Origin of the sequence: Acinetobacter sp. TY1 (genome assembly GCF_048551395.1) — a bacterium.
GTDB lineage: Bacteria > Pseudomonadota > Gammaproteobacteria > Pseudomonadales > Moraxellaceae > Acinetobacter.
In genome coordinates, this window is record NZ_JBLYZK010000009.1 from 32659 (window position 1) to 53242 (window position 20584).

Annotated in this window: 14 protein-coding genes and 1 other RNA gene; 8 read left to right on the plus strand and 7 right to left on the minus strand. The window is 36.7% G+C overall.

Translation table 11 applies throughout. The annotated features are described in order from the left end of the window. Positions 1-418: 418 nt before the first annotated feature. The 4 genes from ACK2M2_RS07625 to ACK2M2_RS07640 form a co-directional block, all read right to left on the minus strand. Entirely contained in the window at positions 419-4015 is a 3597-nt protein-coding gene (locus ACK2M2_RS07625; protein ID WP_419347177.1) for an AAA family ATPase, read from the minus strand. Between the two features lie 9 nt (positions 4016-4024). After that, positions 4025-5278 carry an exonuclease SbcCD subunit D C-terminal domain-containing protein gene (locus tag ACK2M2_RS07630; protein ID WP_419347179.1) on the minus strand — a complete coding sequence of 418 codons (1254 nt, stop codon included), beginning with the start codon at positions 5276-5278 and terminating at the stop codon, positions 4025-4027. 123 nt (positions 5279-5401) lie between these two features. Further along, positions 5402-5797: an SMI1/KNR4 family protein gene (locus ACK2M2_RS07635; protein WP_419347181.1), complete on the minus strand. Its 396-nt coding sequence runs from the start codon at positions 5795-5797 to the stop codon at positions 5402-5404. Between the two features lie 356 nt (positions 5798-6153). After that, complete coding sequence (locus ACK2M2_RS07640) at positions 6154-6795, minus strand: hypothetical protein (protein ID WP_419347184.1); 642 nt, start codon at positions 6793-6795, stop codon at positions 6154-6156. A gap of 406 nt (positions 6796-7201) precedes the next feature. On the opposite strand from ACK2M2_RS07640, the gene ACK2M2_RS07645 reads away from it, so the two are divergent. Then, positions 7202-7651 (plus strand): ABZJ_00895 family protein, encoded by a 450-nt coding sequence (locus ACK2M2_RS07645; RefSeq protein WP_419347186.1) that lies wholly within the window; start codon positions 7202-7204, stop codon positions 7649-7651. A gap of 149 nt (positions 7652-7800) precedes the next feature. After that, positions 7801-8706 (plus strand): TIGR01777 family oxidoreductase, encoded by a 906-nt coding sequence (locus tag ACK2M2_RS07650; RefSeq protein ID WP_419347189.1) that lies wholly within the window; start codon positions 7801-7803, stop codon positions 8704-8706. Positions 8707-8775: 69 nt separating this feature from the next. Here the strand turns inward: ACK2M2_RS07650 and thiO are convergent, their stop codons facing one another. Beyond that, positions 8776-9876 (minus strand): glycine oxidase ThiO, encoded by a 1101-nt coding sequence (gene thiO, locus ACK2M2_RS07655; RefSeq protein WP_409511638.1) that lies wholly within the window; start codon positions 9874-9876, stop codon positions 8776-8778. A 454-nt stretch (positions 9877-10330) separates the two neighbouring features. Further along, a complete protein-coding gene (gene hemB, locus ACK2M2_RS07660) occupies positions 10331-11344 on the minus strand; it encodes a porphobilinogen synthase (protein ID WP_419347192.1) in 1014 nt (337 codons plus the stop codon). A 119-nt stretch (positions 11345-11463) separates the two neighbouring features. On the opposite strand from hemB, the gene ACK2M2_RS07665 reads away from it, so the two are divergent. The 3 genes from ACK2M2_RS07665 (at position 11464) to ACK2M2_RS07675 (ending at position 15015) form a co-directional block, all read left to right on the plus strand. Continuing rightward, positions 11464-12003: a thioesterase family protein gene (locus ACK2M2_RS07665; RefSeq protein ID WP_419347195.1), complete on the plus strand. Its 540-nt coding sequence runs from the start codon at positions 11464-11466 to the stop codon at positions 12001-12003. Between the two features lie 335 nt (positions 12004-12338). Beyond that, positions 12339-13487: an HlyD family efflux transporter periplasmic adaptor subunit gene (locus tag ACK2M2_RS07670; RefSeq protein ID WP_419347198.1), complete on the plus strand. Its 1149-nt coding sequence runs from the start codon at positions 12339-12341 to the stop codon at positions 13485-13487. Positions 13488-13491: 4 nt separating this feature from the next. After that, the gene (locus ACK2M2_RS07675; RefSeq protein WP_419347200.1) at positions 13492-15015 is read left to right on the plus strand and encodes a DHA2 family efflux MFS transporter permease subunit; all 1524 of its coding nucleotides are present in this window, start codon (positions 13492-13494) and stop codon (positions 15013-15015) included. Positions 15016-15113: 98 nt separating this feature from the next. On the opposite strand, the gene glpK is transcribed toward ACK2M2_RS07675, so the two are convergent. After that, a complete protein-coding gene (glpK, locus tag ACK2M2_RS07680) occupies positions 15114-16598 on the minus strand; it encodes a glycerol kinase GlpK (protein WP_419347203.1) in 1485 nt (494 codons plus the stop codon). Positions 16599-16727: 129 nt separating this feature from the next. Here glpK and ssrA point away from each other — a divergent pair. From ssrA to ACK2M2_RS07695, 3 genes are all read left to right on the plus strand, one after another. Beyond that, positions 16728-17086, plus strand: a transfer-messenger RNA (tmRNA) gene (gene ssrA / locus ACK2M2_RS07685). Between the two features lie 170 nt (positions 17087-17256). Then, positions 17257-18459, plus strand: a complete 1203-nt coding sequence (locus ACK2M2_RS07690; protein ID WP_419347204.1) for a tyrosine-type recombinase/integrase — start codon at positions 17257-17259, stop codon at positions 18457-18459. Positions 18460-18612: 153 nt separating this feature from the next. Further along, positions 18613-20583, plus strand: a complete 1971-nt coding sequence (locus ACK2M2_RS07695; protein WP_419347206.1) for a site-specific DNA-methyltransferase — start codon at positions 18613-18615, stop codon at positions 20581-20583. The last annotated feature ends 1 nt before the right edge of the window (position 20584 follow it).

Genomic DNA, 20584 nt, shown 5'->3' on the forward strand with positions numbered 1-20584 from the left:
AAGTCCTGATCAGTTTAAATTTGAAATTGCTCCACAAGCGACATTTGAAAAATTTATAAAAAATTAGAATTTTATCAATGATGAATTACAAGAAGCAGTTGATGCTTGGGGGAAAACTAGATGAAAGTGTAGAAATTTGATTTCCAGTTTATGTGTATTATGAAAATCTGATCGCTATACTTGAAAGTAATACGCAGTATGGAAAACAGTTTGATGCCTAGTTAGAAGGTGGAATGGTCGCTTTTGATGCCACTTTAAACAGTGTTCAAAGTGAATTGAATTTAGCAAGTGAGTTATGTCAAAAGGCCAAAATCAATATGCCTAAAAGCGGATCATTAGATAATTCTACTCCTATTTAATTGACATAAAATAGGGCTCTACTGTAGAAAGCCCTATTTAGCTAAACATAAACTAACTGTTAGCTGACGACTTCAATGGTGCTTGCGCCAGCACCTAAAGGGCGTACCTGAATTTGTACAGGAATGCGTTCATGCATTTCTTGAATATGTGAAATCAATACGACTTTGCGTCCTTGATTCTGTAATTGATCGAGTGCATTCATGACCATATGCAGACTCGATGCATCAAGTGTTCCAAAACCTTCATCAATAAATAGGCTTTCAATTTTCGTGCTACCCGATGCCATATTGGCAATTGCAAGTGACAAAGCGAGGGCAGTCAAGAACGACTCTCCACCAGAAAGTGATGCTACAGAACGTGTTTCACCATCCATATCATGGTCAATAATGGCAAGGCTGAGTGAGTCATCTAGGCGTTTTAAAGTATAACGCTGTGACAACATCGTAAGTTGCTGATTGGCATGTTCGAGCAAAATATCAAGGTTGTATTGTTGTGCATAATCACGGAATTTTTTACCGTTGGCATCACCCATTAAGCCTGAAATTTTACTCCATCGATGCTCCTCAACTTGAACCTCAGCAATTTGATCCGCAAATTGTTTTTGCTTGGCAATATTCTGCTGATGTAGCTCAAGTTTTAGTTTGAAGCTATCTCGAACTTCCAACTGTGATTTAAGGCTTTCAGTATTTTGTACAATCAATTGCTGTAACTGCGTCAGATCAATATCAGGTTGATGTTGTAGATGTTGAGCCAACAGTTCTTGCATGGTTTTAAATGCGCCAAGGGCTTCAGTTAATAAATGCTCAGCCGTTTGTAATTGCTGACGAATATGTTGTTCTTGTGCAGGGCTGACTTGTGCCAATTCACTTAAATCCTGCATTTGGAAATTACTATGCTGATTGAGCCATTGCTCAATATTTATATTGATGTTCACAGAATGCTCTTGGTTTTGTGTGACTTGTACTTTGAGTTGATCAAGCTGATTTTTATCATGTTCAAATTGATGACGTAGTGATTCAAAACTTTGTTTTAACACTTGATAGTTTTGTTGCACTTGACGTTTTTGAGTATCATATTCCGCCAACCACTCTTGTGGCTTATCCGCTTGAACGCCCGATATTTTGTAAATTAAGGTCGATGCTTTTTCAGTATTATCAATTCCTTCCTGTTTTTTTATTTCGGCATTGTGTCGTTCTTGAACAATGAATTTTTGTACATTCTCAAGCTGTAATTGATTGGTCTTTGCTTGTTGAATATTGAGTTCAAGCTGTTGCTCTACCGATTGTAATTGTTCACGCTGTAAAACACGTGTATTTAAACGTGCCAAAATGAGTTGCGCTGTTTGGCTACTATGCTGTTGCCATTGTTGCTGCTCATCTAAACTTAGACAATCTATAATGAGTTGAACCTGCATCTGTAAGTTCTGAGCGGACTGTAGTAGATGTTCAATCTTTTGAATTTGTTGCGTAAGTTGCTGTTGCTGTTTAATACTTTGATTGAGTTGCAACGTTTGTACATCACACTGTTGTAAATCCTTCTCAAATTGTTTAGTAAAAATATGAAGTTGTGTATTTATTTCTGCCTGAGATTGAGTGAGATTGAGCTGAATGTTAATAGACTCTGTTTGCTGAATTAAAGCAGATTGCACAGCCATCTTTTTGTCAGTAAGTGTCTGAATCATATTCGTAAATTGCTCAACTTTCGTATTTAATTGAGTTTGTTTTTCCTGAACGTTTTGCCATACATTAAAGTGGTGCTGTTCGTTTTCAGTAGCTTGATGTTCTTGTTGTTGATGTAATTCAAACAAAGCTTTTGATACCGCAGAATCATCCATTTTAAATGGATGAGACGTGCTGCCACAAACAAAGCAAGGTTCACCATCGTGTAATTGTGTACGTAAATTTTCTACATTTTCAGCATGTAATAGACGTTGTTGTTGCAAAATAGCATGTAATTTTAAGCGTTCATTTTTTGCAGATTGAAAGAGCTGTTCTGCTTCGATCGCTTTATTTTTCACACTTTGCCATTCTACAGTTGTGGTCGCTAGTTTGTCATGCCACTGCACAGTTTCATTATTTAGATCAAAAAAATGGGTGAGTTTTTGCTGAATTGAATCTAATTTCGTATGCTGCTGAAAAAATTGATCACGTTGCAGACGAATGCTCGTCATCTTCTGCTCAATTTGATCGACTGTACCGACTTGCGCTATTGACTGTGCTAACTGTATTTTTTGTTCAGCAAGCTGCTGCTCTGCCTGAACGAATTGTCCAAGTTCATCTTCAATTTTTTGATACTGCGGAATAAATTGTTTTAACTGATGTAGATGTGTTGTTAAGCTTTGGTCAAGATTTGAAAATTGTTTTGTACTTTCGAGTTGTTGCAGAATTTGAGTCAGTTGCCCCGTAAGCTTTTCGTGATTTTGCTGAAGTGATTCAGATTCAGTCGTGAGGGGTTTTTCATCATTAGTTAAAGCTAAAATTTTATTTTGAATGCTTTTGTATGTTTTACCAATAAATTCACGCTCTTGCATATAAGTACGAATGTGATCTAAGGCTTCGCGGTGTTCATGTTCAAATTGATGTGCATGAGTTTGTGCATCTTCAGCTTGTGTGAAGTCAGTTTTTTCGGCATCAAAACGAGTTTGTAAGGTATCAAAATTCAATTGTTGCTTTTGGATTTTAGGTACAAGTTGTTGTGCTATTTTGACTAATTCTTGTTGTTGATCGACCTGAGACCGAATTTCAGAAAAAACCTCTAAACGAGCCAATTGTGTACGTTCTGAGGCTAAATCTTGCTGTATTTTTTGATTTTTATCGACAGCCTGTTGTTTTGTAGCAATGTCGATATGCAATTTTTGCTGACGTTCAAACCATTGTCGTTGTTGCTCAAGTTGTATTTTTTCAGTTTCAAATTTTTTATAGTCAGTATCAACTTGGTTAAATTGAAGATTTAATTCAGTGACTTGTTCATCGCTTAGTATGTCAATATTGCCGAGGAAGCTTTCCAATTCTTTACGTTTTGAAGCTACAGCTTTTGTTCGTTCAAATGCTAATTGTCCAATTTTGGCAAAAATTGCAGAATCTGTTAGATATTCAAGTAACTCGCCACGTTCATTGTCACGTGCTTTTAAAAATGCAGTCACTTCCGATTGTGCTAAGAGTACCGCTCGTGTGAATTGTTCAAAACTGAGTTGTGTGATTTTTTGAATGCTGATGTCAACAGCTTTAGTTTTGTCTGCAACGGTAACACCATCGGTAATACATTTTAAATAGCGTTGCACACTCTGTAGTTTTCCGTCAGCTTTTTCACGTGAACGTTTTAGCTCCCAACGTGCCAAATAGATTTTTTGATCTTGTGCGACAAAGGTCAGTTCGGCAAAACCATGTGCTGTACCTCGTCTAAGTACGGTTAAAGGCGAGTTAGTTGGTAGCTCTGAGCCATCTATATCTTGAAGCTTACCATCACTGTCTTTCAAGCGCGGAATTCTATTAAAGAGTGCAAGACACATTGCATCTAAAATAGTCGATTTTCCTGCTCCAGTTTTTCCAACAATAGCAATTAAACCTGCTGAAGCTAAAGGTTCAGCCTCAAAATCAATAAAATGTACACCTGCAAGTGATGCTAGGTTTTTAATACGAATTGATAAAATTTTCATGTTAAATCCTTATGCTTCATGCTCATCTTCAAGTGATTTTTCTGCTTCTTGTATCAAACTTAAAAAGTCTTGGAGTACAGCATCATCATTTGAATAGCCTTGTTTTTGCCAAATTTGCTGAAACAACTTTTTAGGTGTTGGCGGCTCTAAATGAACTGAAGTTGCAGCGTCATTTTGATGGTCGGCGACAAGGCGCTTACGGAAAATTCGTACAATTCTATAACGATTTTTGGGAATAATTTCTTCAATGTGTTGGCGTAAATTCGGTGGCGGTGGCACAAGGGTAAAGTATTCAATATCCACAAATTCACGCTGATCAATCTCGGTAATTTCACCTTCAGCTAATGTTTGAATCTGTGCAAGAACATCTGTTAATTCTCCTGCAATTTTATGCAGTTTGATTGGTCGGGGTATGTAAATTGGCTCAAAGGTAAAACGAGATTCATCTGTTTGAATTGGATCAATGGTGACTTCAACAATCTGATGTTTATAGTTAATTTCACTAAAAGAGAGTGGTAGGGGCGAACCGCTATAGCGAATATGCGTTTGTCCAACTTTTTGTGGTTTATGTAAATGACCGAGTGCGACATAATCAATCACATCATCAAATAATGCTGTCGATAAGGCTTCTTCGTTGCCAATAATAATTGGGCGTTCGGATTCAGAAGTTTCACTGCCTTGCATGTGCGCATGTGACATCAGAATCAGCGCTTGATCATCCGTTTTACGTTGCTTGGCTTCAGAAATGAGCTGTTGATGTACATAAGCAATGGCATTTTGACTGTTTGTAGTTTGCTCATTTAAGCCTGTTATTTCAGACGAGCGTAGAAAGGGAAGAGCCAAGCACAAAGCCACAGTCTTTTGCTGTTCATTGGTAATGGGAATAAGGAGATGATCCAAATTGATTTGACCATCGTCATTTTTATGAATTACACCCACAGATTTAGCATTGTATTTTTCAAGTAAAGGTTCGACCTGTTCAATGCGATAGCCTGAATCATGGTTACCAGCAATCATGAGTGTTTGCATGTGTGGTGCGATGTCGTGTGCATCGGCTAAAAATTGGTAGAGTTGTTTTTGTGCCGCTGAAGCAGGATTAATAACATCAAAAATATCACCAGCAATGAGTAAGGCATGTGGTTGTTTTTCTTTGATTTGTATAAGTAACCAAGCTAAAAACTGTTCATGTTCAAATTGGCGTGAGTGACTATGAAAGTATTGTCCTAAATGCCAATCAGAAGTATGAAAAAAACGTACAGTCATAAGAACTCAAGTATTTGAAATGCTCAAGGTAATTTAACACGTTTTATTTATTTGACACGGCTTTGCTTAAAGTACAATGACAATTTATATCGGTTTATATGGGTAATATGATTGATTTTAAACTTATAAAAGTACTTGAAAATCATCAGCAATTTTTTTAATTTCGGTTGTACCATGAAACCAAATAAACACAGGTTCTGCATGTTCACTCGAAAGCGTATTTTTAGGCAGAAAAATAAGGTAATCACCATTTCCATTTTGAGCAAATGCAATGGCTTGCTCAGGAAAGCCTGCCCATTTTCTTATTTGGCGAGTTTCAAAGATAATATTGCTATACGTCCGCATTTTTCTCTTGATATCAGCTTGATCAAAAAAAGGAAAGATATGCCAAATATCATCTCGAATTTCAATTTCTCCACCATTGTTTTGCATCATTCTATTTCTAAAGGATGAAGGGAATCTGTAGTTTAATTCTTGTTCGGCGATAACGATGTATTGTTCTTCAATTGGGAATGGCATGATGAGATACCTATTTTTAAGTTATAAATTTTTTATGGGGTTAATTTGACAAAACGTGTTGCTAATGGCTCAAAGTAACTTTTTGAATATTTATTAGAAATTATAAAATTTTCTTTAGGTGTTTGTCCACTCAAGGCTAATATTTATACTATGGTTGTATCAAATTTTAAAGCCTAAATAGTTATTAAGTTTTTGTTTTTTAATTATTTAAATTATTTTTTGATAAGTGATTAAAATTCATTATCAATATTTATCCTTATGGTTTAGACATGTTAATTAGAACTTTTTTTAAAATTACTTCACAAAATAGCCATTTATAAATTGTGAAAATTCTTCATTTAAACGTTATTTTTTTATTATTTCACTTGTACATTTTGTAATGCTTGATACAGCTTATCTAAAAATTTTTGTTGCTCTGAATTTTCTTTGAAATAGCGTTGATAGTTCACGCTACAACTTTCGACATCAAGAATGTTCTTTTTATTGAAAGACCAATCATTGCTATTTTGTACAGTAATGCCTAAGTTATCATTACAGCTATCCCATAATTTTGAAAATTGTGATTGATTATGAGCATTGAGCTTTGATAAATCTGCATAAACGCTATATCCCGTCATTTCAGAGTTAAAAAATTTATTAATAGAATAAATAGGTACACCACCCCAAATGAATGTTGAACCTTCAGGAAAATCAATCGTTGTCAGTTTTTCTTCAGAAAGCGATTTTTGTTGTTGTCCTTTTTTGAAATAGGTAATTTCGTAGGTCAGTTTTGTTCCTATGGGTACAGCGATATTTTTGATATTTAAAGGTTGTGTAGTAATGAAATAAGGATAATTGGGTTGAGCATTATGACCTTCAGCATTGGCATTATGGGAAATAGATAAAACTGAACCGAGCAAAAACGTAGAAAAAAGACAATGTGTTTTTTTGCTGATCTTTTTGTGAGGAATGTGGTTATGAGAAATAAAGTATTTTTTCAAATGGATAGATTGAGTCATTATATTTTTCATTTTTATTTTACCTCACTATTTTGATGAAGTATGTCATTTTGCTACCAATAAGGTGATGAGGAATTGTATTTGATATGTTTAAAATGGGTATTAAATTTCAAAAAAAAGGCAAAATAAAGCCGACGATTCGAGTGATGAGTAAATCGTCGGCCAAAATACTTTGTGATCTAGGATTTGGACTGCTGTTCCAAATCGTATCCACATCGTATGGATTTTATAGCTCAGGGAGTCAAGGTTGTCAGGCTTATTTGCGGATGCCGGTGCAAATAAAAATGACTTTTATGAACCTTATGCATATATAACGACAACAAGTTTCAATTGGTTGACATAAAATTTAAAAAATATCGAAATATTTTCTATACTGTCTGTATATTTTGTTTTTTGGATAAGTTTTATGACCTCTTTAAGACGGTATTTTTTGTGGTTTTTTATTTTATGTTTGATTATGACTCTCATTGTTGGTGTACTCGCAGCCCTTTTGCCAACAGGGTTTGGAGGAATTTTAACAGCAATTCCTTATTTGTTTTCCATGATTTTTGTGCTGTATCTATTTTTAAAAAAAGAACGCCGTGCGCCGAGTGAAAATGAACGAAAAAAATTAACCTTGGGCTTCACACTCATTTTTTGGGCTTATAATATTTTAGGTGTGATTGCCGGTTTGGCATTATTTTCACGTAAAGACCCAGAGGTTTGGCAAAATTTTATGTTGTATTTGCAACAAGCCAACTTTATTAGCCTGATATTGATTTTACTATTGGTCTTAGCTATTCCTTTGTATTTGATTACATGGTGGTTTTATGGAAAACAAGCACAGCGTATGGCTGCTAAAATGTATCCGAATTAAATTTGAGTTGATTTTATTTTAAGCGCTTATTCATGTTATAACTCAGTCATCAGTATTTTATGGCTATTGATATAATTGACAATATTGAAGTTGATTGAAGATGCAATAGCCACCCAATAATCACAGATGAAAAGAATGAAAGGTGGCTTATGATTCAAGAAAAAGTATTGGTCACAGGGGCTTCAGGTTTTATTGGACAACGCCTTGTTAAGTTTTTACTTGATCGTGATTTTCAGGTCATTGCTTTGACCCGTCAGGCAAATCGTGTTGCAAAACATCCAAATATGAAATGGATTCAGCATTTCGATGAGATTCAAACGCATCAAATTGATTATGTAGTCAATTTGGCAGGTGAAAGTATTGGTGATGGACGTTGGACAGATGCACGAAAAAAACAGCTGATTCAAAGTCGAGTTGAAACGACACAGCAATTGTATCGCTATTTGCAAAAAAATAAGATGAAACCGAAACGTATTATTTCAGGTTCTGCAATTGGTTTTTATGGCATTGACCCATCTGAACTTTGGGCTAAAAGTTGTAATGAGCATAGTGAACCACAAGCTATTTTTATGTCAGAGCTCTGCCAACAGTGGGAACAAGAAGCACTGAAAGATGCTGAGCAAGATACACGTATTATTCGATTAGGTATCGTGTTTGGGCAGGGCGGTGGTATTTTACCGAAAATGTTATTACCCATTAAATTAAATTTGATAGGAAAAATTGGATCAGGTAAACAGCCGATCACTTGGGTGCATATAGATGATGTCATTCAAGCCATTTACTTTTTATTTAAAACCACATCAACAGATAAAATTTATAACGTTGTTGCGCCTGACCATATTTCTCAAGCTGAATTTGCAAATATCACGGCATTAACTTTAAAACGTAAACCATTTTTATGCCTACCTGCATGGGTGATGCGTTTGATGATGGGCGAGCAGTCACAATTGGTGCTCAATGGGCAATATGTAAAGCCAAACGCATTGATGGAAGCAGGATTTAAGTTCAAATATTCTGATTATAAATCGGCATTGAAAAATATCATGGGTGAATAATTTCGCTATTTCTAACATGATTATTTGGGTAGTTTTTTAAATCGCTTAATGTTTGTGTATCAAATCTTTTTAAATCAGTTGTAATGGTGAATAGGCTGTAGGATCAACATTTGTCGGTTGCTTTAACATCAGTTGTCTAAGCAATTGTGCCGATGATGGTCCCATACATAAACCATTTCGATAATGTCCGAAATTTGCCCAAAGATTTCCAATATTTGGCATTTGTCCAATATAGGGAATACCTGTGGGGGAGCTTGGGCGTAAACCTGCCCATTGTTTTACAATCGGAAAATTGGCAAGTTCAGGGACTATTTGCGTACAGGCTTTAAAAATATTTTGTTGAGTCTGCACCGATGGTCGATGCTCAAAACCAAGATGATTCATACTCGAACCACAGACCACATGACCATCTAAACGAGGAATCAGATACATGACCTGATTCATACACATGGTCGGTAGCCAATTTTCAGGCGTTTTAAAGAGCAACATTTGCCCTTGTACTGGTTCAACGGGAATCTGAACGTGTAGTTGCTTCGACCAATGATTTGACCATGCACCAGTTGCAATCACAAATTGATCGGCAACGAATTTTTTCCCATTTTGTGCTTGAATCGATTGAATTTTCCCGTATTGAATGTGGAATTCATCAATCCATGTGTTTTCATAAATCTTGACTTGAGGGTGCTGTTTTAAATATGCCGTGAGTGATTTTAATAATCGTGGATTACGCACATTGGCAAGCTGTGGAAAATGAATTGCATGTTGAAATGCTGTTGAAATATGCGGATTGACATGTTCAAGTTGTTCACGTTTTAAATATTCACAGTGTTGCATCGGCTCATTGTATAAATTTTTATAATTCAATCCAATTTCAAAATTATCTTCATCAAAAATTAACATACCAGTTTCATTAATTTGAAAATCGATGCCTGTTTTGGGTGAAATTTTTGCATTCCAGTGTTGATATAAAGCTTTACCATCTTTTGCTAAGTGATTGACTTCACGCGGATATCGCCATGGATACATCGGGGAGAGAATTCCACCACCTGCCCATGAAGCAGCATGTCCTGTCTGTTGTTGATCAAATAGACTTATCTCACAGCCTTGCTCTACAAGTTCGAGTGCGGTCAGTAATCCGCTGACCCCTGCACCGATAATGGCGATGTGCATGCTGTATTTCTGTTTAAAAATGTTTAGATATTAGAGCATATTGAAAATAGCATTGTGAATATTTTTCTTTATATACATAAAAATTATTTTCAATTTCACTTATGTGTAAAAAAGATAAGCATGCCATTTTTAGTTGGATTAAAAAATGTTTTAAACAAAATATGATTTCCTTAATTGATATTAAGGTCACCACCATGAATGAGTCAAGATATTTTAGGGCTTGCATATAGTTATAAATATTGATGTAAAACTGTAAGGTTCTTGCAAAAATTAAAACTGAGTATTTATCATTATTTAAATTTTAAGTTGGAGATTTCTTCTTGTGGGATTGAGGCGTTAGCTCTGCAAGAGTAAAGGGGGAATTAAAAAACCTATTGTTATATGGTAAATTTTAAGATTAAAAAAGCTTCATATTAATGAAGCTTTTTTGTTGATGTATTTTTTAAGATAAAACTTATTTCATCTCTTTTAATTTACGTGCTGCATCTTCCGCGAAATATGTCCAAATACCATCAGCTCCGGCACGGCGACAGCACATGAGTGATTCCATAATGACGCTATCTGACAACCAACCATTTTGAATGGCAGCTGCCAACATTGCATATTCACCACTGACCTGATAAACAAATGTTGGTACGCCAAAAGTATCTTTCACTTCACGCACAACATCTAAATATGGCATACCTGGTTTCACAATGACCATGTCTGCACCTTCTTGAATATCGAGTGCAATTTCATGCAATGCTTCTGCACGGTTTCCAATATCCATTTGATACGTGTATTTATTGCCACCTTTTAAGTTGCTTGATGAACCGACTGCATCGCGGAATGGCCCATAGAAACTTGATGCATATTTTGCTGAGTACGCCATAATGCTTGTATAAATATGACCATTACTTTCAAGCGCTTGGCGAATTGCACCAATACGACCATCCATCATGTCACTTGGAGCAATCACATCTGCACCTGCTTCGGCATGGCTGAGAGATTGTTTGATAAGGGCTTGAACGGTTTCATCATTCAAGACAAAGCCGGTTTCATCCAAAATGCCGTCTTGACCGTGCGTGGTATAAGGATCAAGCGCACCATCTGTGATGAGTACCATCTCAGGCAATTCTTTTTTCAGTAGGCGTAAAGTGTTTTGTACTAAACCATCTTCATGCCAAGCAGCTTCTGCCAATAAACTTTTGTCTTCTTGTGGCGTTACAGGAAAAAGTGCAAGCTTCGACACACCCAATTCAAGTAAGGTTTCTGATTTCTTAAGCAACAGATCGGCTGAAAGACGTTGCACATTCGGCATGCTTGGAATGTCTTGGCTTTGATTTTGACCCGGAAGTACAAATACTGGATAAATAAGATGATCTGCTGTTAAATGCGTTTCGCTAACCATAGCTCTGAGTTGATCATTCTTGCGGATACGGCGCATACGAGTTGCAGGAAACGCTGGACGATTGAACGTATAAGTCATAACAATCTCATTATTCAGTATTAAACTAGTGGCTTATTGTAGACTCTTAATATTTTTTTTTGGAAAAAAGTGTGTGCTTTTTTCTTGATGATGTCGATTTGGAAAAGCGGTGATGTAAAATGAATGATTCTCCTCAAGATTCGCTTAAAAGTGATTCAACTCTCCAAGAGTCACAAAAGAAGTGGACAGGTAACTTACATTTAGGTGCTAAAGCTGATATCAATGTCGTACTTAATCAGTTAACGCAAGCATTTAATGGTTCACCTTATTTTTCTCATAACGCCATGCAAATGCGTGTAGTTGATGGTGAAATTGAGGGTTTCATTGAAATGAAACCCTACTTGATTGGAAATGTTGCTTTTCAAATTTTACATGGCGGTGTTGCTGCAACTTTACTTGATAGTATTGGTGGCATTGTCGCAATGGGAGAATTATATAAACGCGCTGAAGCAGATCAACTACCCGATACACTTAAAAAAGTTTCACGCCTTGCGACAGTCGATATGCGTGTAGATTATTTGGCACCGGGTCGTGGCGAGTATTTTATTGCTCGTGCTGAAACACTCCGTATGGGACGTAAAGGTTGTACCATGCGTATGACAATGAGCAATAATGAAGGGAAGGCGATTGCCACTGCTATTGCATCTTATGCGTATTGATTAAATTGACAAAGTGTACTAATTGGTACACTTTGTACTCATTGTGTCAAAACAAACCATCAGAATAAGCATTCTGGTGGCTTATTTTTTATTTAAAAGAAGAATAGAATCAATAGTATTGCTTTAAAAATTAAAATTAAACTATAGAGTTATTTTTTTATTCTCATATTGTGATTTTTCATAGTAAAATTAGACCCTAAAATTTTAAGAAATTGACTTGACCATCTTCAATACAAACCTTCCAATACCATAAACTGTGATTCAGACTATCTTCAGATTATAGGTTTAGAGTGTGCTGATGTTTTGACCGAGTTTAAGTCAGTTAGGAATATGCGATGACCGAAGCACAAAATACACCTGATCCACAAATTGAATCGTCAGAAACTGACCAAGCAATGAAAACCAAGCGTAAGAAGTTACTCAGTATCTTTGCGGTGATTCTCATCATTATTGCGCTTGTGTATTCAATTTATCATTTAGTATTTGGACAGACAGTCAGCACAGACAATGCTTATGTCGGTGCAGAAACGGCTGAAATTACTTCAATGGTGAGTGGGCAAGTTGCCGAAGTTAAGGTCAGCGATACACAGCAAGTGAAACAAGGTGATGTGTTGGCTATCGTTGATCCTCGAGATGCACAAATTGCACTTGCACAAGCACAGGCGGAACTTGCTAAAGCTAAACGTCAATATACGCAAAGTTCTGCAAATAGTAGTTCGTTATCATCTCAAATTATGATTAGTGGTGATGACATCAATAGTGCCAAAGCGCAGGTGGCACAATCACAAGTGGCACAGCAACAAGCACAACAAGAGTTTGATCGTCGAAATAAACTCAGTGCTTCGGGGGCAATTTCTAAAGAAGAGTTTACCAAATCACAAAGTGCTTTAGACAATGCTCAAGCTAACTTGAAAGTGGCACAAGCAGCTTTAGCACAAGCGGAATCGAAACGTAAAGCAGCCCAAAGTAATTTGGATGCCAATGAAGCACTTATTAAAGGTGCATCACAATCTTCAACACCTGACGTATTGGTTGCACAGGCAAAAGTTGAACAGGCTCAGTTAGATTTACAGCGTACAGAAATTCGTGCACCACTTGATGGTGTGGTGGCACGTCGTAGTATTCAGGTGGGACAACGTGTTGCACCTGGTTCAATTTTAATGCGTATTGTTCCAATCAATCAACTTTATGTTGATGCGAATTTCAAAGAAAGCCAATTGGAAAAAGTTCGAGTTGGGCAAACGGTTACATTGACATCAGATTTATATGGTGATGATGTTGAATATCACGGTAAGGTCATTGGTTTTTCAGGTGGAACAGGTTCAGCATTTGCCTTAATTCCTGCACAGAATGCGACAGGGAATTGGATTAAAGTGGTTCAACGTTTACCTGTACGTATTCAACTTGATTCAAAAGACTTGGAAAAATATCCTTTACGTGTTGGTCTTTCTATGGAAGCGACCGTTGATTTAACAAAGAATTAAGATCATGAATACTCCAGTATTTCATGATCTTAAGGGCGGAAGATTAATTTTCGCTGCCTTCGTTTTGGCATTGGCAAACTTTATGGTCGTACTCGATATGACCATTGCCAATGTGTCGGTACCGCATATTACTGGCAGCTTAGCAGTATCAAGTTCGCAAGGCACATGGGTCATTACCTCTTATGCAGTTGCCGAGGCGATTTGTGTTCCACTCACAGGGTGGCTGGCAGGGCGTTTTGGTGCAGTTCGAGTCTTTTGTATTTGCCTGATTGGTTTTACGCTATTTTCAATTTTATGTGGGCTTTCAAATAGTTTAGCCATGCTTGTGATTTGTCGTATCGGGCAGGGTTTATTTGGTGGACCAATTATGCCGCTCAGTCAAACATTGCTGATGCGAATTTTTCCACCCGAAAAACAGGCTCAAGCCATGGGCATGTGGGCAATGACCACCGTTGTTGGTCCAATTCTCGGTCCAATTTTGGGTGGGACCATCAGTGATAATATGTCTTGGCACTGGATTTTCTTTATCAATATTCCTGTCGGGATTTTCTGTGCTGTTGCAGCAATGCGCTTATTAAAATCGGCAGAAACACCAATTGCAAAATTGAAAATTGATAGTGTGGGTTTAGCATTGTTGATTTTATGGATTGGCGCATTGCAGCTCATGCTTGATCTTGGACATGAACATGATTGGTTTAGCAGTAGTCTCATTTGGATTTTGGCAGGCATTACCATTATTGGTTTTATTGTCTTTGTGATTTGGGAAATCACCGAAAAGCATCCTGTGGTGAATATCCAAATTTTCAAATATCGTGGCTTTACCGTTGCGACCTTATCACTTGCTTTTGCCTTTGGCGCATTCTTTGGCAGTATTGTATTGATCCCACAATGGTTGCAAATTAATCTAGGTTATACAGCTTCTTGGGCAGGTTATCTGACAGCAACAATGGGGTTTGGTAGCTTGTTGATGTCACCCATTGTGGCAAAACTAGTGACGAAATATGACCCAAGAGCATTGGCGAGTTTTGGTCTGATTTTAATGGGTGTAGTCACCTTGATGCGTTCATTTTGGATTACAGATGCCGACTTTATGACTCTGGCATTGCCACAAATTATTCAAGGTTTTGCTGTACCATTCTTCTTTATTCCTTTAACCAATATTGCACTTGGTGCGGTTCGTCCTGATGAACTTGCATCTGCAGCGGGTTTAATGAACTTTGTTCGTACTATGGCAGGCGCGATAGGGGCATCCATTGCTGTTACGATTTGGGATGATCATGCCAAACTTGCACGCAGTGAAATAGTATCGAGTATGCATGTTGAAGAGACACAGCAAAATTTAATGCAGAATGGCTTTAGTTCCGAGCGAGCATTAGGTGTTATATCTAATCTTGTCGATAAAGAAGCACTGACAATGTCAGTCAATCATGTTTTTTTGATTTTTGCGATGTTATTTATTTTTGCAGGGCTATTTATTTGGTTAAGTCCAAAGCCGAAAGGTTCAGTTGGTGCAGGGCATGCACATTAAGATTTATGATTCTTAGCATAATTTAGAATGTAAAAAGCCCGATTTAATGATCGGGCTTTTTTATGATTTTTATACTGCTCAAATGTCGAGGCTTTTACTTAAAGCGAAGACTTTGCGCGTTGTAAGGCACTATTCCATTGTTCTAAATGGAAAGTCCGCTGATCGGTACTCATATTGGGTTCAAAAGAACGATCAAGTTGCCAAGATTCTGCTATCTGTTGTAGATTATCAAATACACCTATTTTTAAGCCAGCCATTGCTGCTGCACCCCATGCGGTAGATTCAAGCAATTTGGGACGTAAAACAGGAACATTTAATATGTCTGCTTGAAACTGCATGAGCATATCATTTTGGCTTGCACCACCATCGACACGTAACTCTTTTAAGGGTTGGTTAATGTCAGATTGCATAGCGGTGAGGACATCGGAAACCTGAAAAGCAATTGATTCTAAGGCAGCACGGGCAATGTGGGCTTTATTTGTTCCTCGTGACATACCACAGAGTAAAGCGCGCGCATCGGTATCCCAATGGGGTGCGCCTAATCCTGTAAATGCTGGAACAAGTACGACACCATCAGTGCTATTGACTTGGCAGGCAAGTTTTTCCACTTCAGTACTATTTTTAATAATACCCAAACCATCTCTTAGCCATTGCACTATAGCACCTGCCATAAAAACACTGCCTTCTAAAGCATAACTGGTTTTATTTTGGCAGTTCCATGCGAGTGTGGTGAGTAGTTGATTTTGGCTATACTGTAGTTTTTTACCGGTGTTAAAGAGCATGAAACATCCTGTGCCATAGGTGTTTTTCGCCGTGCCAGCTTCAAAGCAAGATTGACCAAATAGTGCAGATTGTTGATCGCCCATGACACCCGTAATTGGAATTTCTGCACCCAATAAACCAGGAGCAGTATTGGCGACATATTCATCTGAACGAATAATTGTAGGTAAAACTGAACGTGGAATATCAAACAGTTCGAGTAGTTCAGTGTCCCACTGTTGAGTTTCAAGATTCATCAACATGGTACGAGAGGCATTACTTACTTCAATAACATGCTGACTCCCTTGAGTTAAATTCCAAATTAGCCAACTGTCAATAGTACCAAAAGCGACATGACCTTGTTGTGCGAGTTCTCTTAAGCCATCAATATTTTGTAATAACCATACTAGTTTTCCTGCACTAAAATAGGGGTCAATGCGTAGCCCAGTTTTTTTATGAATTTTATTCATTTTGTTGTTTTGTAATAGGCTGTTGCACCATTCTGCCGCACGGCGGTCTTGCCAAATAATGGCAGGAGCGAGAGGGGTACCTGTACGTTTGTCCCAAACGACTGTAGTTTCTCGTTGATTGGTTAGTCCGAGTGCTTTGATATCTTTAGCGAGAATACGGGCTGAAGCCATGGCTTGTTGCACAACCGCAATTTGTGTCGTCCAAATTTCTTGTGCATCTTGTTCGACCCAACCCGAATGTGGCGTTTTAATGTGTGTTTCTCTTTGAGCTGTCGCATGTACTTTTCCATTTTCATTAAAAATGATTGCGCGGCTCGAAGTCGTTCCTTGATCAAGTGCTAGTAAATAGCTCATCGTTTTTCTGTTATTAGCTTAAAAAAGAAAATATTAGCGTATTTATACTCATTAGCGTATCAAGAAGTGTAATTGTTTGAAAATATGATCGTATTTTTAATTAAATATGTTATGATAACTGCGTACTTTGGGGGTGTTTCTGGCTTCGACGCTGGTGATGAAACTCATAGATGCATGCCGAGAGCGCATTTTCTCTCGTAAATCAAATTTGCATTTTTTAGTCGCAAACGACGAATCATACGCTCTAGCTGCCTAAGGGCAGCTTGTCCGCCTCTCCGAATACTTGTGGTTAGAGAGTCCGACTGAAGCGCACGCACACAAGTCCGTATTAAAGCCACGCCTCGGGGCTTTGTACTAAATTTAGAGGATCGCCTGAGTATCCTGTTCGTCGGGTCACAAAGGGTTAAAATAATAGACGATATCTAAGCATGTAGTATTCTCGAGCGTAGTGCTGGCGGACGCGGGTTCAACTCCCGCCACCTCCACCAAAATTCAACTTCATATGATCTCATATGGCATCTAAAGGCATGAAAATTAAACATTTTCATGCCTTTTTTGTTTCTTATAGTGTCTTACGGTTTCATACAGTCTCATGCGTTGTGTTGGTATAAGTGTTGGTATAAAACTATTTCCAAGCTAATTTTTGGAATAGATAAAAGTGTTAAAAGCTCAACAAATTAAAGATGCCAAGCACTCAGGAGTAGGTAAAGCTCCACTCAAGTTGAGTGATGGAAATGGTCTTCAACTTCATGTTTTTGCCAATGGAAGAAAAACATGGATTTATTCTTATCGTTATAATGGCAAGCAAAAAAATATTACTTTGGGCAAGTATCCTCAAATGACTGCAATTGTTGCTCGAAGCAACGCAGCTAATTTAAAAAAGCAATTAGAAGAAAACCCTGACCAAGATCCATCAACTAGCAATACTAAAAACAAGAAAGTAGAGCTAGATAATTCTAAATTATTTAGAGTTGTTGCTGACAAGTGGTTTATGTTTAAAAAATGCGGTCATGCTTATACAACATATAATAGAAATTTAGGGGCAATTAGAAAACATGTGTTTCCAACTTTAGGCGATAAGTCAGTTGATGATATCAATCCAGATGAAATTTTAGATATCGCAACAAAAATGCAAGCCAACGGTACTATTGAAATGGCTAAAAGAGTTGTTCGACTAATTGGTCAAATTTATAAATTTGCAAGAAGAAAATTAAAGTTAACTAAGAATAATCCGACTGTTGGTTTGGTCGAAGATTTAGATGATCATAAAGTTAAGCACATGCCAAGAATATCTATTCTTGAATTACCTCAATTGATTACTGATATACAGCGTTATCAAGGTGACTATACTTCTGTTTCAGCTATCAAAATGATGATGCTATGCTTTGTTAGAACAGGCGAACTTAGAGGGATGGAATGGCAAGAAATAGACTGGGAAAATAAATTATGGAGAATTCCAGCTGAGAGAATGAAAGGTCGAAAACCTCACTTAGTTCCTTTGTCAGAGGAAGCGTTACAAATCTTAAATAACTTAAAATTAATTAATTCTCAAAGTAAGTTTGTCTTTTACAGTGCAAGAGCGAAAGATGGCATGATAAGCAGTCACACGATTTTGGGTGCAATAAAAAGAATGGGATACTCAGGCAAGATGACTGGACATGGTTTTAGGGGTTTGGCATCTACTTTCTTACATGAACGAGGTTATTTATCAGATGCTATTGAAAGGCAACTTGCTCATGTAAAAAAAGATAGGGTCTCATCTGCATATGATCACTCTGTTCATCTTGAGACAAGAAAAGAAATGATGAAGTTTTGGAGTGAGTATTTAGTTTCTAAGGGACTTATAGTTAAGGCTTTATGAAGGTTCAAGGGGGCAGGTTAGCCCCTTTTTTTATATTTAATGTAGCAAACCAAACAATTACTAAATCAATAGTTGTAATGTTATCTAAAAACTATCTTTTATCGACTTGAGTGAATAGAATTATCATCATTGAATTTTTAATTTGTTTCTGATATGAAAATTGAGCAAACCTTATCTACTGAAATAGTCACAGCCAATAGTGAACAGTTAGCAGTTTTAAAAAGTAATTTCCCTCAATGCTTTGATCGTCAGGGAAAATTTATTCTGTCAAAACTACAAGACATTCTTCAAGCAAATGCCGTTGATGTTAGTCGTGAAAGTTATAGTCTGAATTGGTTAGGTAAGTCATATGCCCGTGTGTTGGCTAATGAACCTATAAGAACGATGCTATCTGAAGATCATAAGCATAATCAGCTAGAGCAAAATAAAAATAGCCATAACATGCTGATTCAGGGTGATAACCTTGAGGTATTAAAGCATCTGAAAGGTGCTTATACCAATAAAATTAAAATGATCTATATCGACCCACCATACAATACTGGATCAGATGGTTTCGTTTACCAAGATGATCGTAGCTTCACACCTGAACAATTTGCTGAGCTTGCAGGTGTTGATTTAGATGAAGCTAAACGAGTTTTAGATTTCACACAAAGTAATGCTAACAGTCATAGTGCATGGCTTACATTTATTTACCCTCGCCTTTATATTGCAAAGCAATTACTAAAAGAAGATGGGGTAATTTTTATTTCGATTGATGATAATGAGCAAGCCCAGCTGAAAATTTTATGTGATGAAATTTTTGGTGAAGCTAATTTTGTTGCTAATATTCCGACAATTATGAATCTAAAAGGCAATCATGATAATTATGGATTCTCAGATACACATGAATATTGTTTAGTATATGTACTTGATAAAACAAAAATGGTATTTGGTGAATTCGCTGTAGATGATGATTCAATTGATTCCGAGTGGCAAGAAGATGATTATGGTTTTTTCAAAAGAGCTGATACATTAAGGCGTACTGGTCAAGATGCTAGTCGAGAAAAGAGACCTAAAGGATTTTTCCCTGTTTTTTATGATCAAAAAACTAATGTTTTTTATGTGACTGACAATGATCTTCCTAAAGATGAAGATGACCTCAAACTTTTACCGATAAATGATGATGGTGAAGAACTCTCATGGAGTTGGAGTAAAAAAACTATAACCGAATATTATTATGATCTAATTTTGGTAGATGGTAGGAATTCAAAAAATATCTATAAAAAGCAAAGACCTAGATTAGGAGATTTGCCTACAAAAAAACCCAAAACAGTTTTCTATAAACCTGAATACAGTACAAGTACTGCAACCACATATTTAAAAAATCTTCTTAATAAAAAAGTTTTTGAAGGAACTAAACCTGTTCCCTTTATAAGAGATTTAATAAGAATTGGTTGTAATAAAGATTCTTATGTTTTGGATTTCTTTGGCGGAAGTGGAACTACCGCTGAGGCGGTTCTAACGCTAAATAATTTAGAAGCAGATAGAAATCTTAAATACATTATAGTTCAATTAGATGAAAAAACCGATCCGAACAAAGATGCTTACAAAGCAGGCTATAAAACAATTTTTGAGATAACCAAAGATAGGATTATTAAAGCAGGTGAAAAACTAGCTCTAGATCATCCTGATGCAAATGTTGAAAATGGCTTTAAAATTTTTAAAACCTGCGATAATTTTTTACCATCATCGAATTACAGAGAGTTAAAGCAATTGACTTTATCTCAATCAAATACCTCTCCATCTACGACTGGTTTTGATGATGCTCAATTGCAAGATATTTTAACGACATGGAAAGTTTTGGATAACATCTTATTATCTGAAAATCTGAATACTATCAATCTCGGTGATTATATCGCTTATGGTTTTGAGCATGTTTTGTATTTAGTTAATCAAGGCTTTAACACAACTGCTTTAAAAGAGTTGATTAAAAAACTTGATGATGAACCTGAATTCCAAGTGTCAAAAATAGTCATTCTTGGTCATCATTTTGATAGTAAATCTCAACGTGAAATTAGTGAAGCGCTGAAGAGCTACCATAACAAAAAATCGATTTCATTTGATGATATGGTGGTGAGATACTAAT

Excerpts from the sequence above, each read along its gene's own strand:
- ACK2M2_RS07675 (WP_419347200.1), top strand. The coding sequence starts at position 13,492 with ATGAATACTCCAGTATTTCATGATCTTAAGGGCGGAAGATTAATTTTC.
- ACK2M2_RS07695 (WP_419347206.1), top strand. The coding sequence starts at position 18,613 with ATGAAAATTGAGCAAACCTTATCTACTGAAATAGTCACAGCCAATAGT.
- ACK2M2_RS07635 (WP_419347181.1), bottom strand. The coding sequence starts at position 5,797 with ATGCCATTCCCAATTGAAGAACAATACATCGTTATCGCCGAACAAGAA.
- ACK2M2_RS07645 (WP_419347186.1), top strand. The coding sequence starts at position 7,202 with ATGACCTCTTTAAGACGGTATTTTTTGTGGTTTTTTATTTTATGTTTG.
- ACK2M2_RS07625 (WP_419347177.1), bottom strand. The coding sequence starts at position 4,015 with ATGAAAATTTTATCAATTCGTATTAAAAACCTAGCATCACTTGCAGGT.
- glpK (WP_419347203.1), bottom strand. The coding sequence starts at position 16,598 with ATGAGCTATTTACTAGCACTTGATCAAGGAACGACTTCGAGCCGCGCA.
- ACK2M2_RS07665 (WP_419347195.1), top strand. The coding sequence starts at position 11,464 with ATGAATGATTCTCCTCAAGATTCGCTTAAAAGTGATTCAACTCTCCAA.
- ACK2M2_RS07650 (WP_419347189.1), top strand. The coding sequence starts at position 7,801 with ATGATTCAAGAAAAAGTATTGGTCACAGGGGCTTCAGGTTTTATTGGA.
- thiO (WP_409511638.1), bottom strand. The coding sequence starts at position 9,876 with ATGCACATCGCCATTATCGGTGCAGGGGTCAGCGGATTACTGACCGCA.
- ACK2M2_RS07670 (WP_419347198.1), top strand. The coding sequence starts at position 12,339 with ATGACCGAAGCACAAAATACACCTGATCCACAAATTGAATCGTCAGAA.
- hemB (WP_419347192.1), bottom strand. The coding sequence starts at position 11,344 with ATGACTTATACGTTCAATCGTCCAGCGTTTCCTGCAACTCGTATGCGC.
- ACK2M2_RS07630 (WP_419347179.1), bottom strand. The coding sequence starts at position 5,278 with ATGACTGTACGTTTTTTTCATACTTCTGATTGGCATTTAGGACAATAC.
- ACK2M2_RS07640 (WP_419347184.1), bottom strand. The coding sequence starts at position 6,795 with ATGACTCAATCTATCCATTTGAAAAAATACTTTATTTCTCATAACCAC.